General features: G+C 55.6%; 11 protein-coding genes, 1 tRNA gene and 1 pseudogene. All 13 read left to right on the top strand.

The genetic code is table 11. The features are described 5' to 3' along the window. Positions 1-90 (top strand): annotated as a pseudogene (locus Q674_RS40800) (elongation factor Tu); the annotation flags it as partial. Positions 91-134: 44 nt separating this feature from the next. After that, positions 135-210 (top strand) — tRNA-Trp (locus tag Q674_RS24425). Positions 211-243: 33 nt separating this feature from the next. Beyond that, a complete protein-coding gene (secE, locus tag Q674_RS0120560; RefSeq protein ID WP_031209734.1) occupies positions 244-612 on the top strand; it encodes a preprotein translocase subunit SecE in 369 nt (122 codons plus the stop codon). A gap of 12 nt (positions 613-624) precedes the next feature. Next, positions 625-1,158, top strand: coding sequence for a transcription termination/antitermination protein NusG (gene nusG / locus Q674_RS24430; protein WP_011784236.1), 534 nt, complete (start codon positions 625-627; stop codon positions 1,156-1,158). Positions 1,159-1,275: 117 nt separating this feature from the next. Then, positions 1,276-1,707: a 50S ribosomal protein L11 gene (gene rplK, locus Q674_RS24435; RefSeq protein ID WP_011784237.1), complete on the top strand. Its 432-nt coding sequence runs from the start codon at positions 1,276-1,278 to the stop codon at positions 1,705-1,707. Between the two features lies 1 nt (position 1,708). Continuing rightward, positions 1,709-2,407, top strand: a complete 699-nt coding sequence (gene rplA / locus Q674_RS24440) for a 50S ribosomal protein L1 (RefSeq protein WP_011784238.1) — start codon at positions 1,709-1,711, stop codon at positions 2,405-2,407. Between the two features lie 219 nt (positions 2,408-2,626). After that, entirely contained in the window at positions 2,627-3,157 is a 531-nt protein-coding gene (gene rplJ, locus Q674_RS24445; protein ID WP_014420483.1) for a 50S ribosomal protein L10, read from the top strand. A gap of 40 nt (positions 3,158-3,197) precedes the next feature. Beyond that, positions 3,198-3,572 carry a 50S ribosomal protein L7/L12 gene (gene rplL, locus Q674_RS24450; RefSeq protein WP_011784240.1) on the top strand — a complete coding sequence of 125 codons (375 nt, stop codon included), beginning with the start codon at positions 3,198-3,200 and terminating at the stop codon, positions 3,570-3,572. Positions 3,573-3,814: 242 nt separating this feature from the next. Then, on the top strand, positions 3,815-7,891 hold the full coding sequence (gene rpoB, locus Q674_RS24455; protein ID WP_031209736.1) for a DNA-directed RNA polymerase subunit beta: 4,077 nt from the start codon (positions 3,815-3,817) through the stop codon (positions 7,889-7,891). Positions 7,892-7,967: 76 nt separating this feature from the next. Beyond that, complete coding sequence (gene rpoC / locus Q674_RS24460; RefSeq protein WP_011784242.1) at positions 7,968-12,182, top strand: DNA-directed RNA polymerase subunit beta'; 4,215 nt, start codon at positions 7,968-7,970, stop codon at positions 12,180-12,182. 166 nt (positions 12,183-12,348) lie between these two features. Beyond that, positions 12,349-12,723 (top strand): 30S ribosomal protein S12, encoded by a 375-nt coding sequence (gene rpsL, locus Q674_RS24465; protein WP_008174844.1) that lies wholly within the window; start codon positions 12,349-12,351, stop codon positions 12,721-12,723. Positions 12,724-12,838: 115 nt separating this feature from the next. Beyond that, positions 12,839-13,309: a 30S ribosomal protein S7 gene (gene rpsG / locus Q674_RS24470; RefSeq protein WP_011784243.1), complete on the top strand. Its 471-nt coding sequence runs from the start codon at positions 12,839-12,841 to the stop codon at positions 13,307-13,309. A gap of 18 nt (positions 13,310-13,327) precedes the next feature. Continuing rightward, entirely contained in the window at positions 13,328-15,433 is a 2,106-nt protein-coding gene (gene fusA / locus Q674_RS24475; RefSeq protein ID WP_014420485.1) for an elongation factor G, read from the top strand. Positions 15,434-15,494 lie beyond the last annotated feature (61 nt).

Consider the following 15,494-nt stretch of genomic DNA (forward strand, 5'->3'; position numbering starts at 1 on the left):
CCGATCGCCATGGAAGATGGCTTGCGCTTCGCGATTCGCGAAGGTGGTCGTACCGTTGGTGCCGGCGTGGTCGCCAAGATCATCGAGTAACCTTCGGGTTACTCGTTTGTTGTTGCGCTGAGTTGTTTCGGTGCAGGCCAGTAGCTCAATTGGCAGAGCAGCGGTCTCCAAAACCGCAGGTTGGGGGTTCGATTCCCTCCTGGCCTGCCATTTTTCAACATCCGGATACATAAGCTGATTCCTATGGAGTCAAAAGCCGTTCAGTCGACCAGCCGTTTCGATGCTCTGAAATGGCTGGTTGTTTTTGTTCTGATTGCCGTTGGTGTAGTTGGTAATCAGTATTTCAGTGCCGAGTCTGTGCTGTATCGGGTTCTGGCTCTTGTTGGGCTGGGTCTTGTTGCTGCATTTGTTGCGCTGCAGACCGAGCGTGGCCGTCGTTTTGCCACCCTGTTGAAGGAAGCACGCGTAGAGATCCGGAAAGTCGTTTGGCCCACCAGGCCTGAGCTGGTTCAGACCACGATTATTGTTGTGGTGTTTGTGCTGGTTGTGGCTCTGATGTTGTGGGGTATGGATTCGCTGATCAGCTGGCTGGTCGCCGGCTTCATCGGCTAACGGGAGTGGGCAATGGCTAAACGCTGGTACGTCGTTCATGCGTATTCTGGCTTTGAAAAGCACGTGATGCGCACTCTGAAGGAGCGTGTGGCGCTCGAAGGCATGGAAGACAAGTTTGGCGAGATCCTGGTTCCGACCGAGGAAGTCGTCGAAATGCGCGATGGCAAGAAGCGCAAGAGCGAGCGCAAGTTCTATCCCGGGTACGTATTGGTCCAGATGGAAATGGATGATGCCTCATGGCATCTTGTCAAGAATACTCCTCGGGTACTCGGTTTCATTGGTGGTACCAAGGACAAGCCGGCGCCCATTACCGAGCGCGAGGCAGAAGCAATCCTGCGTCGTGTAGAAAGCGGTGCTGACAAGCCCAAGCCGAAGACCTTGTTCGAGCCGGGTGAGATTGTGCGCGTTGTTGAAGGTCCGTTTGCAGACTTCAATGGCGTTGTTGAGGAAGTCGACTACGAGAAGAGTCGAGTTAAGGTTGCGGTCCTGATCTTTGGCCGTTCAACTCCGGTAGAGCTGGAGTTTGGTCAGGTCGAGAAAGACTGAGCGTAGCCTGAAAACCTGAGAGCTCGCGCGCCACGGCGACGCGGGCTTTTTGTGTCTGCTGAAGGCAGTTATATAAACGGGGAGCCGAAAGGCGTCAGAACCCACAGGAGAACTATCATGGCAAAGAAAATTGAAGCGTATATCAAGCTTCAGGTTGCTGCCGGTCAGGCCAACCCGAGTCCCCCCGTTGGTCCGGCCCTGGGTCAGCGCGGCGTAAACATCATGGAATTCTGTAAGGCCTTCAATGCCAAGACTCAAGGCATGGAGCCGGGCTTGCCGATTCCGACTGTCATCACTGTATACAGTGATCGCAGCTTTACCTTTATTACCAAGACCCCGCCGGCGCCGGTGCTGCTGAAAAAAGCGGCTGGCATCAAGAGCGGTTCCGGTCGTCCGAACACGGACAAAGTGGGTACGGTAACCCGTGCTCAGCTGGAAGAAATTGCCAAGACCAAAGAGCCGGATCTGACTGCTGCCGATATGGAAGCAGCGGTTCGTACCATTGCCGGAACTGCCCGCAGCATGGGCCTGAACGTGGAGGGTCTGTAAGATGGCAAAGCTGAGCAAGCGTCAGAAGCTGATTCGTGAAAAAGTAGACTCTACCCGTGCCTACTCCGTTGATGAAGCGGTAGCACTGTTGGCCGAGCTGGGCCAGAACGTCAAGTTCAAAGAGTCTGTAGACGTAGCCGTTAACCTTGGTGTTGATGCGCGTAAATCTGACCAGGTCGTACGTAGCAGCACTGTTCTGCCGCACGGTACTGGCAAGACTGTTCGTGTAGCTGTGTTCACTCAGGGTGCCAATGCCGAGAAAGCCACTGCTGCCGGTGCAGACGTGGTAGGTATGGACGATCTGGCTGACGAAGTAAAGAAAGGCAATATGGACTTCGACGTGGTTATTGCCACTCCGGATGCCATGCGTGTGGTTGGTCAACTGGGCCAGATCCTTGGTCCCCGCGGCCTGATGCCGAACCCGAAGGTTGGTACTGTAACTGCAGACGTTGAGACTGCGGTCAAGAACGCCAAAGCCGGTCAGGTTCGTTACCGTACTGATAAAAACGGCATTATCCACGCTCCGCTGGGTAACGTTGAATTCTCTGCGCAGAACATCAAGGAAAACCTTGAAGCTCTGGTGGCAGATCTGAAAAAGGCCAAGCCTGCATCGTCGAAGGGTGTGTATCTGAAGAAGATCACCATCTCTTCCACGATGGGTCCTGGCCTGACTATCGATCAGGGTACTCTGAGCATCTGAGGCTCTGAACGGTAGTTACTTTGTAGTCTGGGCGGAAGCCAAGGCTGTCAAAGACCGCAGGCCCCCGCAGCGCCCTCTTGAAGGGCGCCTCAAGGGTTAAAGCAACGCCTGCGCAGACGGTGTGACGACGTTCTCTCTGAACCCAAACACCGTTAGGCGTCCCGCGAGGGACATAGATGGGTTTGCTGGCATAAGCCGGCGAAATCGAGGAGAAAACCAGTGGCAATTAGACTCGAAGACAAGAAAGCGATCGTCGCTGAAGTCAACGAGACTGCTGGTACTGCTCTGTCTGTGGTTTTGGCTGACTACCGTGGTGTCACCTCAGGTGACATGACGGCGCTGCGTGCCAAGGCTCGTGCCGAAAACGTGCGTCTGAAGGTTGTTCGTAACAACCTGGCAAAGATCGCGATTCGTGGTACCGAGTTCGAGTGCATTGATCCGGCGCTGGTTGGTCCGACCATTCTGGCTTTCTCAATGGAAGATCCGGGTGCCGCTGCGCGCCTGCTGAAGGATTTTGCCAAAGAGAAAGAGGCGTTCGAAATCAAGGGTCTGGCTGTCGGCGGTGAGCTGATGGGTGCAGAACAGATTGATCGCCTGGCTACGCTGCCGACGCTGCACGAAGCGTTGACCAAGCTGGCCATTGTTACACAGGCACCAGTTACCAAGCTTGCACGTACCCTGAACGATATTCCGGGCAGGATCACACGTGTTGTAGCTGCAGTCCGGGATCAGAAGCAAGACGCTGCTTGATTCTGTTGAACACCATTTTTTACATTTTTGGGAGAAAGTCATGGCTCTGTCTAAAGACGATATTTTGAATGCAATTGCTGAAATGAGCGTAATGGAAGTTGTTGAGCTCGTAGAAGCAATGGAAGAGAAGTTTAACGTTTCTGCTGCTGCCGCTGTTGCTGCCGCTCCGGCTGCTGCCGCTGCTGGCGAAGCCGCCGAAGAGAAGACCGAGTTCGACGTAGTTCTGACCGGCGCTGGCGAGAAGAAAGTAAACGTTATCAAGGCCGTTCGTGAACTGACTGGCCTGGGTCTGAAAGAAGCCAAGGAAATGGTTGACGGCGCACCTTCTACTGTTAAGGAAGGCGCAAGCAAGGACGAGGCTGAAGAAGCCAAGAAGAAGCTTGAGGAAGCAGGCGCTTCTGTTGAGCTCAAGTAAGAGTCGGCTGTTGATCGACACCGTGCGTTAAGCATGGACGGGCTGGTGGCTTCGTGCCACCGGCCTTTTTCTGTTGTATATGCTATAGAGTCTGGTGTGCAATTGCAGGTTGATGTCAGATCTATAACCTACAGCCAGAGTCTTGTTCAAGACGGCGCGATAAGCCGAGCAATTCGGCCCCGAAGCAGAACATTTGATTGCTTCTTGATACCAGGTATCAGGTCTAAAGCTGGGGAATGCAGATGACTTACTCCTACACTGAGAAAAAGCGGATTCGCAAAGACTTTAGTAAATTGCCTTCCGTGATGGAAGTCCCCTATTTGCTGTCAATTCAGCTGGATTCGTTCCGGGACTACCTCCAAATGGAAACTGCGCCTGAAGACCGCCGGGAAACTGGTCTTCATGCAGCATTCAAATCCGTATTCCCGATCGTCAGTTATTCTGGCAACGCCGCGCTCGAGTATGTGAGCTACCGAATCGGCGAGCCAGTCTTTGACGTCAAGGAATGTCAGCTCAGGGGCGTAACTTACGCCGCGCCGCTACGGGTGAAGGTCCGCCTGATCATTTATGATAAGGAATCGTCTAACAAGGCGATCAAGGACATCAAAGAGCAAGAAGTCTACATGGGCGAAATGCCCCTGATGACCGAGAACGGTACCTTTGTTGTTAACGGTACCGAGCGCGTTATTGTTTCCCAGCTCCACCGTTCACCTGGTGTGTTCTTCGATCACGACAAGGGTAAGACCCATTCCTCCGGCAAGCTGTTGTACTCAGCCCGGGTGATTCCTTACCGTGGCTCCTGGCTGGACTTCGAGTTCGATCCGAAGGACGCCGTGTTCGTTCGTATCGACCGCCGTCGTAAGCTGCCGGCCTCCATTCTGTTGCGTGGCCTGGGCTACACCTCCGAGCAAATGCTCGAGATGTTCTTCGAAACCAGTAAGTTCAGCCTGGGCGCGGAAGTGTGCAAGCTGGAGCTGGTACCAAGCCGTCTGCGTGGCGATATCGCAACCTTCGACATCAAAGACAATGACGGCAACGTGATTGTTGAAGAAGGCCGCCGGATCACTGCCCGTCACATCAAGCAGCTGGAAAAAGCCGGTATCACCGAGCTGGAAGTACCGACCGAGTATCTCTACGGTCGTGTCCTGGCCAAAGACATGATCGATCAGTCTACCGGCGAAGTGCTGGTGGAATGCAACACCGAACTGACCGAGGAAGTGATTACCAAGATCCTCGATGCCGGTGTTAAAGACATCGAAACCCTGTACACCAACGACCTGGATTGCGGTCCGTTCATGTCGGATACCCTGCGTATCGACCCGACCCGCACCCCGCTCGAAGCGTTGGTGGAAATCTACCGCATGATGCGCCCGGGCGAACCGCCTACCAAGGAATCTGCGGAGAATCTGTTTAACAACCTGTTCTTCTCCGAAGAGCGTTACGATCTGTCCGCCGTTGGCCGGATGAAACTGAATCGTCGCCTGGGCCGGGAAGAAAGCACCGGCGAAGGTACGCTGACGCACGACGATATCATCGACGTACTGAAGACCTTGATTGCCATCCGTAACGGCCAGGGCCAGGTGGACGACATTGATAACCTGGGCAACCGTCGTGTGCGTTGCGTGGGTGAAATGGCCGAAAACCAGTTCCGTGTTGGTCTGGTGCGTGTTGAGCGTGCAGTGCGTGAGCGTCTGAGTCTCGCCGAAAGCGAAGGCCTGATGCCGCAGGACCTGATCAACGCCAAGCCGGTTGCGGCCGCTGTGAAAGAGTTCTTTGGCTCCAGCCAGCTGTCCCAGTTCATGGATCAGAACAACCCGCTGTCCGAGGTTACCCACAAGCGTCGTATTTCCGCGTTGGGCCCAGGTGGTCTGACCCGTGAACGCGCCGGCTTCGAAGTCCGTGACGTACATCCGACCCACTACGGCCGTGTGTGCCCGATCGAGACTCCGGAAGGCCCGAACATCGGTCTGATCAACTCGCTGGCAACCTACGCCCGGTCCAACTCCTACGGCTTCCTTGAGAGTCCGTACCGGAAGGTGGTCGATGGTGTGGTGACCGACGAGGTGGTTTACCTCTCTGCGATTGAAGAGAGCAACTACGTGATCGCCCAGGCCAGCGCTGCTACCGATGAAGGCAAGCGTCTGACTGATGAGCTGGTTACGGTGCGTCACCAGAACGAATTTACCGTAGCGCCTCCGGAAGCGGTTAACTTCATGGACGTATCTCCGCGCCAGGTTGTGTCGGTCGCGGCGTCTCTGATCCCGTTCCTGGAGCACGACGATGCCAACCGGGCCCTGATGGGTGCGAACATGCAGCGCCAGGCTGTCCCGACCCTGAAGTCGCAGGTGCCGCTGGTGGGTACCGGTGTTGAGCGCACGGTGGCTCAGGACTCTGGCGTGTGTGTAACCGCGCGTCGCGGTGGCGTGATCGAAAGCGTGGATGCGGCCCGTATCGTGGTTCGCGTCAACAACGAAGAAACCGAAGCCGGTGATGCAGGTGTGGATATCTATAACCTCACCAAGTACACCCGCTCCAACCAGAACACCTGTATCAACCAGCGTTCTATCGTGCGTCAGGGTGACGTGATTGCCCGTGGCGATGTGTTGGCGGATGGTCCTTCTGTGGATCTGGGTGAGCTGGCTCTGGGTCAGAACATGCGCATCGCGTTCATGCCCTGGAACGGTTACAACTTTGAGGACTCCATTCTCATCTCCGAGAAAGTGGTTCAGGAAGACCGTCTGACCACCATCCACATTCAGGAACTGACCTGTGTGGCTCGTGATACCAAGCTGGGCAGCGAAGAAATCACCGCAGATATTCCGAACGTGGGTGAAAGCGCACTGTCCAAGCTGGATGAGTCTGGCATTGTCTACATCGGCGCTGAAGTGGGCCCCGGCGACATTCTGGTTGGTAAGGTAACGCCGAAAGGCGAAACCCAACTGACCCCGGAAGAGAAGCTTCTGCGTGCCATCTTTGGTGAAAAAGCGTCTGACGTTAAGGACACATCTCAGCGTGTGCCGACCGGTACCCGTGGTACGGTCATTGACGTTCAGGTCTTCACCCGTGACGGTATCGAGAAAGATGCCCGAGCGCTTTCGATCGAGAAAGAGCAGCTGGACAAGTACCGTAAGGACCTGAAAGACGAGTACCGCATTGTTGAAGGTGCGACGTTCGAGCGTCTGATGGCCGCTCTGAAAGGTCAGGAAGTGATCAGTGGTCCTGGCCTGAAAAAGGGTGCGAAGCTGGAAGAAGCCTACCTGGCGGAACTGCCGCGAGCCGACTGGTTCAAGCTGCGCATGAAAGACGAAGCTTTGAACGAGTTGCTGGAGAAATCCGAGCAGGGCCTCGAGGATCGCAAGAAAGAGCACGAAGCTCGCTTTGACGACAAGAAGGGCAAGCTTCAGCAGGGCGACGATCTGGCTCCTGGCGTACTCAAGATTGTTAAGGTTTACCTGGCAATCAAACGTCGTATTCAGCCGGGCGACAAGATGGCTGGCCGTCATGGTAACAAGGGTGTTATCTCTGCGGTTATGCCGATTGAAGACATGCCCTACGACGAGTTTGGCAATACCGTCGATATCGTTCTGAACCCGCTCGGTGTACCGTCGCGGATGAACGTTGGTCAGGTGCTTGAAACTCATCTGGGTGCTGCGGCTAAAGGTCTGGGTGAGCGGATCAGCCGCATGCTTGATGAGCAGCGCAAGGTGGCTGAGCTTCGCAAGTTGCTGGACGAGATCTACAATCATTCGGACGAAGTGTTCAAGGTTGACCTTGACAGTCTGACTGACAAAGAGATTTTCGAGCTGTGCAACAACCTGCGTGGTGGCGTTCCCATGGCAACACCGGTCTTCGATGGTGCCAAGGAAGCCGAGGTGAAGAGAATGCTTGAGTTGGCTGGCCTGGATACTACTGGTCAGACCAAGCTCTATGACGGCCGTACCGGCGATGCGTTTGATCGTCCGGTAACTGTTGGCTATATGTACATTCTCAAGCTGAACCACCTGATCGACGACAAGATGCACGCTCGTTCTACCGGCTCTTACAGCCTGGTTACCCAGCAGCCGCTGGGTGGTAAGGCTCAGTTCGGTGGTCAGCGCTTCGGTGAGATGGAAGTCTGGGCTCTGGAGGCATACGGTGCCGCCTATACCCTGCAGGAAATGCTCACCGTCAAGTCTGACGACGTAAACGGTCGGACCAAGATGTACAAGAACATTGTCGATGGCGATCATCGTATGGAGCCGGGCATGCCTGAATCCTTCAACGTTCTTGTCAAGGAAATCCGCTCGTTGGGTATCGACATCGAGCTGGAATCCGAGTGAGCCGAATTGTTTTTGGCAGCGTGAGCGGGCACTCCGTGTGCCCGCCCGAGATTAACGCCATCCGGAGCTTTAACTGATGAAAGATTTGCTGAATCTTCTCAAGAGCCAGAATCAGAGCAAGGAATTCGACGCCATCCGCATTGGCCTGGCGTCGCCTGACATGATTCGTTCCTGGTCTTTTGGCGAAGTAAAAAAGCCTGAGACCATTAACTACCGTACCTTCAAGCCGGAGCGTGACGGTCTTTTCTGTGCCAAGATCTTCGGCCCGATCAAGGACTACGAGTGTCTGTGCGGAAAATACAAGCGCCTCAAGCACCGCGGTGTCATTTGTGAAAAGTGTGGTGTCGAGGTTGCCCTGGCGAGCGTTCGTCGTGAGCGCATGGGCCATATTGAGCTGGCCAGCCCGGTCGCCCATATCTGGTTCCTGAAGTCGCTGCCGTCCCGCATCGGTCTGATGCTGGACATGACCCTGCGTGACATCGAGCGGGTTCTGTACTTCGAGAGCTTTATTGTTATCGATCCGGGCATGACCACTCTGGAGAAGGGCCAGCTGCTGAACGATGAGCAGTATTACGAAGCCCTGGAAGAGTTTGGTGACGAGTTCGACGCCCGCATGGGTGCGGAAGCCGTCAAGCAATTGCTGGAAGACATCGATCTGCAGGCAGAAGTTGACGCGCTGCGCGAAGAAATTCCGCAGACCAACTCCGAAACCAAGATCAAGAAATTCAGCAAGCGCCTGAAAATTCTGGAAGCGTTCCTGTATTCCGGTAACAAGCCAGGCGACATGGTCATGACCGTGCTGCCGGTTCTTCCGCCGGACCTGCGCCCCCTGGTTCCGCTGGATGGTGGCCGTTTTGCCACTTCCGACCTGAACGACCTGTACCGTCGGGTGATCAACCGGAACAACCGTCTCAAGCGCCTTTTGGAGCTGAATGCTCCGGACATCATCGTGCGTAACGAGAAGCGGATGCTGCAGGAAGCTGTGGATGCCCTGCTGGACAATGGCCGTCGTGGCCGTGCCATCACCGGCACCAACAAGCGCCCGCTGAAGTCCCTGGCTGACATGATCAAGGGTAAGCAGGGTCGTTTCCGTCAGAACCTGCTGGGTAAGCGTGTTGACTACTCCGGCCGTTCGGTGATCGTGGTAGGACCGTACCTGCGCCTGCATCAGTGCGGTCTGCCGAAGAAAATGGCTCTGGAGCTGTTCAAACCGTTCATTTTCTCAAAGCTTGAGCACCGCGGACTGGCGACCACGATCAAGGCCGCCAAGAAGATGGTCGAGCGTGAGGAAGGCGTGGTCTGGGATATCCTGGATGAGGTCATCCGTGAGCATCCGATCCTGCTGAACCGTGCGCCGACCCTGCACCGTCTGGGTATCCAGGCGTTCGAGCCGGTTCTGATCGAAGGTAAGGCCATTCAGCTGCACCCGCTGGTGTGTGCGGCCTACAACGCTGACTTCGATGGTGACCAGATGGCGGTACACGTACCGCTGACTCTGGAAGCCCAGCTCGAGGCCCGCGCGTTGATGATGTCTACCAACAACGTGTTGTCGCCCGCCAACGGCGAGCCCATTATCGTACCGTCTCAGGACGTGGTACTGGGGCTGTACTACATGACCCGTGAGCGTCACGCCGCTCTGGGTGAAGGTATGGTCTTTGCTGACGTCAAGGAAGCCCATCGCGCTTACGGTGCCGGTCAGGTTGACCTGCAGGCGAAGGTTAAGGTTCGGGTCAAGGAAGTTGCGGTTGACGAAGACGGTAACCGTACCGAGAGCTTCCGCATTGTCGATACCACCGTTGGTCGCGCTCTGCTTTACGATATCGTGCCGGACGGCCTGCCGTTCGAGATCGTCAACAAGCCGATGGTGAAGAAGGCGATTTCCAACCTGATCAACACCTGTTACCGGGATGCTGGTCTGAAAGACACGGTCATCTTCGCTGACCAGTTGATGTACATGGGTTACCACTACGCAACCCGTTCCGGTATCTCGATCGGCTTTAACGATTTCGAGATTCCGCCGGAGAAGTACGAGCTGGTGGATGCAGCCTCCGACGAAGTAAAAGACATCGAAAACCAGTACGCATCCGGTCTTCTGACCCAGGGTGAGAAGTACAACAAGGTGATCGACATCTGGTCCCGTGCCAACGACAAAGTGTCCAAGGCAATGATGGAGCGTCTGTCCAAAGAGCAGGTTATTGGCCCTGATGGCCAGCCAGTGAAGGGCGAAGACGGTGAAGACCTGATGCAGGAGTCCTTCAACTCCGTCTACATGATGGCCGATTCCGGTGCGCGGGGTTCCGCCGCCCAGATCCGTCAGCTGTCCGGTATGCGTGGTCTGATGGCCAAGCCGGATGGTTCCATCATCGAAACGCCGATTACGGCTAACTTCCGTGAAGGTCTGAACGTACTCCAGTACTTCATCTCGACTCACGGTGCTCGTAAAGGTCTGGCGGATACTGCACTGAAGACCGCGAACTCCGGTTACCTGACCCGCCGTCTGGTTGACGTGTCTCAGGATCTGGTGGTGACCGAGGAAGACTGTGGTACCGATGAAGGTCTGCTGATGACGCCGCACATCGAAGGCGGCGACGTGGTTGTGCCGCTGGGCGACCGGGTTCTGGGTCGTGTGACGGCTCGCGATGTGTTCACGCCGACTGACAAGGACAACGCCGTTGTTCCTGCGGGCACACTGCTCGACGAGAAGACCGTCGAAATGGTTGAGCGCGCGGGTGTAGACGAAATCTGGGTACGCTCTGCGATTACCTGTGAGACCCGTCACGGCATCTGTTCCAAGTGTTACGGCCGTGATCTGGCCCGTGGCCACCAGGTGAACGTGGGCGAAGCGGTAGGTGTTATCGCTGCCCAGTCCATCGGTGAGCCTGGTACCCAGCTGACCATGCGTACCTTCCACATTGGTGGTGCCGCGAGCCGGGCGTCTGCGGTAGACAATATCCAGGTGAAGCATGGTGGTACGGTACGCCTGCACAACCTGAAGTCGATCGAGAAAACCGACGGTTCGCTGGTGGTGGTATCCCGTTCCTCCGCGCTGGCCATTGCCGATGAGCAGGGGCGTGAGCGCGAGTGGTACAAACTGCCGTACGGTGCCGTGCTGTCTGTGAAGAACGGTGATCAGGTAGAAGCTGGTGTTGTGGTTGCCAAGTGGGATCCGCACACGCACCCGATCATCGCGGAAGCGAAGGGCACCGCCAAGTTCGTCAACATGGAAGAGGGCATTACTGTCCGTACCCAGGCTGACGAGCTGACCGGTCTGTCCACGATGGAAGTGATTGACCCGAAAGAGCGTCCGGCTGCGGGTAAGGACATTCGTCCGGCCATTCAGTTGGTCGACGACTCGGGAGAGGAAGTGGAGCTGCCCGGGGGCGGTACCGCGATCTTCTTCCTGCCGGCCAACGCTCTGGTAACCATGGCGAATGGTGCCAAGATCGAGCTGGGTGATGTGGTCGCCCGTATTCCGCAGGAAAGCTCGAAGACCCGGGACATCACCGGTGGTCTGCCTCGGGTTGCCGACCTGTTCGAGGCCCGTCGTCCGAAAGAGTCCGCGATCCTCGCGGAGATCAGCGGGGTGGTTTCCTTCGGTAAAGAGACCAAAGGCAAGAAGCGCCTGGTGATCACGCCGAAGGATGATGATGCCTATGAGGTTCTGATTCCGAAGCATCGCCAGCTCAACGTGTTCGAAGGTGAAACCGTTGAAAAGGGTGAGGTGATCTCGGATGGTCCGTCCAACCCGCACGACATCCTGCGTCTGCTGGGTGTGGTCGAGCTGGCCAAGTACATCACCAACGAAATCCAGGACGTGTACCGTCTGCAGGGCGTTGTCATCAACGATAAACATATCGAGGTTATCGTTCGCCAGATGCTGCGCAAGGTGGAAATCACCGATCCGGGTGATACCACTCTGCTGTCGGGCGACCAGGTAGAAATTACCCAGGTGATGGAAGAGAACGAGAAGGCGAATGCGGCAGACAAAGAGCCTGCACGCTTCGAGCGTCTGCTGCTTGGTATCACCAAGGCATCGTTGGCGACCGAGTCCTTCATCTCTGCGGCCTCGTTCCAGGAAACCACCCGGGTTCTGACCGAGGGTGCGGTGACTGGCAAGCGGGACTACCTGCGCGGTCTGAAGGAAAACGTTGTGGTAGGGCGTCTGATTCCGGCCGGTACAGGTCTTGCCTATCACAACGAGCGCCGTCGCAAGCGTGACCTGGAAGAGCAGGGCGTGACTGCGGCCGATGTTGAAGAAGCTCTGAGCGCCGAACTTAACCGCGAAAGCTGAGTTCGCGCGCGCCACCCTCGGGGTAGATACCTACCTCCAGGGTGGTTAAAAAGAGATCAGTCATCTTGACTGACTCGGGACGCAAGCTTAAACTTGCGTCCCTTAAATTTTACCCCCTGCATTGGGGGTAAGTTTCATTGGTATGGTTTTTTTGGAGTTTGCTTACATGGCAACGATTAATCAGTTGGTGCGTAAGCCTCGTAAGCGCAAGGTAGCCAAGAGCGACGTTCCCGCGCTCCAGGCTTGCCCTCAGCGCCGTGGTGTGTGCACTCGTGTATACACCACTACGCCGAAGAAGCCGAACTCAGCACTGCGTAAAGTGTGCCGTGTTCGTCTGACTAACGGCTACGAGGTTTCCTCATACATTGGTGGTGAAGGTCACAACCTTCAGGAGCACAGTGTTGTGCTGATCCGGGGCGGTCGAGTAAAAGACCTTCCGGGTGTGCGCTATCACACTGTTCGCGGTACTTTGGACACCCAGGGTGTACAGAACCGTAAGCAGGGCCGCTCCAAGTACGGTGCAAAACGACCCAAGTCCTGATGTCCCGAGCGGGTGTCTTTTATCGTTGCTTGTCAGAACGGTAAGAGTAAGGCTGAGTAGCAGATGGCTATCTCAGGGGTTCCTGAAGACCTTTTAGATATATAAGGGCTTATCGATGCCTAGAAGAAGAGTTGCAGCTAAGCGGGAAATTATTCCCGATCCGAAATTCGGCAGTGCACGTCTTGCCAAGTTCATCAACCACGTGATGGAAAGCGGTAAGAAGTCTGTTGCAGAGCGCATTGTTTATGGCGCGCTCGATATTGTTGCCGAGAAATCCAAGGAAGAGCCGATCGAAATGTTCGAGAAGGCCCTGGAGAACATCCAACCGATGGTGGAAGTAAAATCCCGTCGCGTGGGTGGTGCTACTTACCAGGTGCCTGTAGAAGTACGGCCTTCCCGTCAGAACGCGCTGGCTATGCGCTGGCTCGTCGAATACTCACGGAAGCGTGGTGAGAAGTCCATGGCGCAACGTCTGGCCGGCGAAATTCTTGACGCGGCAGACAGCAAAGGTGCCGCGGTGAAGAAGCGCGAAGACGTGCATCGTATGGCAGAAGCCAACAAAGCATTCTCTCACTTCCGTTTCTAACAAGCCGAGGTTTATATCGTGGCACGCAAGACTCCTATCAAACGTTACAGAAACATTGGTATCTGTGCGCACGTGGATGCGGGCAAGACCACTACAACCGAGCGTATTCTTTACTACACCGGTCGTAGTCACAAAATGGGTGAAACCCATGACGGCGCTTCCACTACAGACTGGATGGAGCAGGAGCAGGAGCGTGGTATCACCATCACGTCTGCCGCTGTTACAACCTTCTGGCAGGGTATGGACAAGCAATACCCCGAGCACCGCATCAACATCATCGACACACCGGGGCACGTTGACTTCACTATCGAAGTAGAGCGTTCTCTGCGGGTTCTCGACGGTGCGGTCGTTGTATTCTGTGGTTCTTCCGGTGTTGAGCCGCAGTCCGAGACTGTATGGCGTCAGGCCAACAAGTATGAAGTTCCGCGCATGGTGTTCGTCAACAAGATGGACCGTGCCGGCGCTAACTTTATGCGCGTTGTTGAGCAGATCCGTAACCGTCTGGGCGCGACCACTGTGCCCATCCAGCTGCCGATCGGCGCGGAAGACGATTTCGAAGGCATCGTTGACCTGCTGCGCATGAAGGCTATCTACTGGAACGAAGCTGACCAGGGCATGACCTACGAGCTTCGCGACATTCCGGAATCCATGAAGGCTGAAGCCGAGAAGGCTCGCGAGCAGATGATTGAAGCTGCTGCCGAAGCCAACGAAGAGTACATGGACAAGTACCTGGAAGGCGAAGAGCTGACCTACGAAGAGATCAAGAAAGGTCTGCGCGATCGTACCATCGCCAACGAAATCGTTCTGGCGACCTGTGGTTCCGCGTTCAAGAACAAGGGTGTGCAGGCGGTACTTGATGCCGTTATCGAATTCCTGCCGGCTCCGGATGAGGTTAAAGCCATCCGCGGTGAGGTTGACGACGAAGGTACAGAAGAGACTCGTCCGGTTGACGACGATGCGCCGTTCGCTGCTCTGGCGTTCAAGATCGCCACCGATCCGTTCGTGGGCACGCTGACCTTCTTCCGTGTTTACTCCGGTAAGCTGGAATCTGGTAATGCCGTGTTCAACTCGGTTAAAGGCAAGAAAGAGCGTGTGGGCCGTATGGTTCAGATGCACGCCAACGACCGTGAAGAGATCAAGGAAGTTCTGGCGGGCGACATCGCCGCTGCCATTGGCCTGAAGAACGTGACCACCGGTGACACCCTGTGTGACGAGAACAACAAGATTGTTCTGGAGCGCATGGAGTTCCCTGAGCCGGTTATCTCTGTGGCGGTTGAGCCGAAGTCCAAGGCTGACCAGGAGAAGATGGGTGTGGCGCTGGGCAAGCTGGCCCAGGAAGATCCTTCGTTCCGTGTTCGCACCGACGAAGAGTCCGGTCAGACCATCATCTCTGGTATGGGTGAGCTTCACCTGGACATCATCGTTGACCGTATGCGTCGCGAGTTCAAGGTTGAGGCCAACATCGGTAAGCCTCAGGTGGCTTATCGTGAGTGCATTCGTAAGCCGGTTGATGTTGAAGGTAAATTCGTTCGTCAGTCTGGTGGTCGCGGTCAGTACGGTCACGTAAAAGTGAAGTTGGAGCCGCTGCCTCTGGATGATGAAGATGCTGAAAACTTCATCTTCGTGAACGAGATCGTTGGTGGTGTGGTTCCCAAGGAATACATTCCGGCGGTTCAGCAGGGTATCGAGGAGCAGATGCAGAACGGCTGTCTGGCCGGCTATCCGCTGCTGGGTATCAAGGCGACGCTGTACGATGGTTCCTATCACGACGTCGACTCCAACGAAATGGCGTTCAAGATCGCTGGTTCCATGGCGATGAAGAAAGGCGCCCTCGAAGCAAATCCTGCCCTTCTTGAGCCGATCATGAAGGTTGAGGTTGTTACCCCTGAAGATTACATGGGTGACGTTGTTGGCGACCTGAACCGTCGTCGCGGCCTTGTGCAGGGTATGGATGAAGGCCCGGCGGGCAAGGTCATCCGTGCTGAAGTTCCGTTGTCGGAGATGTTCGGTTACGCCACCGACCTGCGTTCTGCAACACAGGGTCGGGCGTCTTATGCGATGGAGTTCTCCCGCTATATGGAAGCTCCTTCGAACATTGCCGAAGCGATCATTAAAAAGGGTTGATCCCAGGACTTAAGAAACAGGAAGAGGTGTAACCGTGTCCAAAGCAAAGTTTGAGCGTAAC

This window comes from Marinobacter sp. EVN1 (assembly GCF_000475375.1).
Taxonomy (GTDB): Bacteria; Pseudomonadota; Gammaproteobacteria; order Pseudomonadales; family Oleiphilaceae; genus Marinobacter; species Marinobacter nauticus.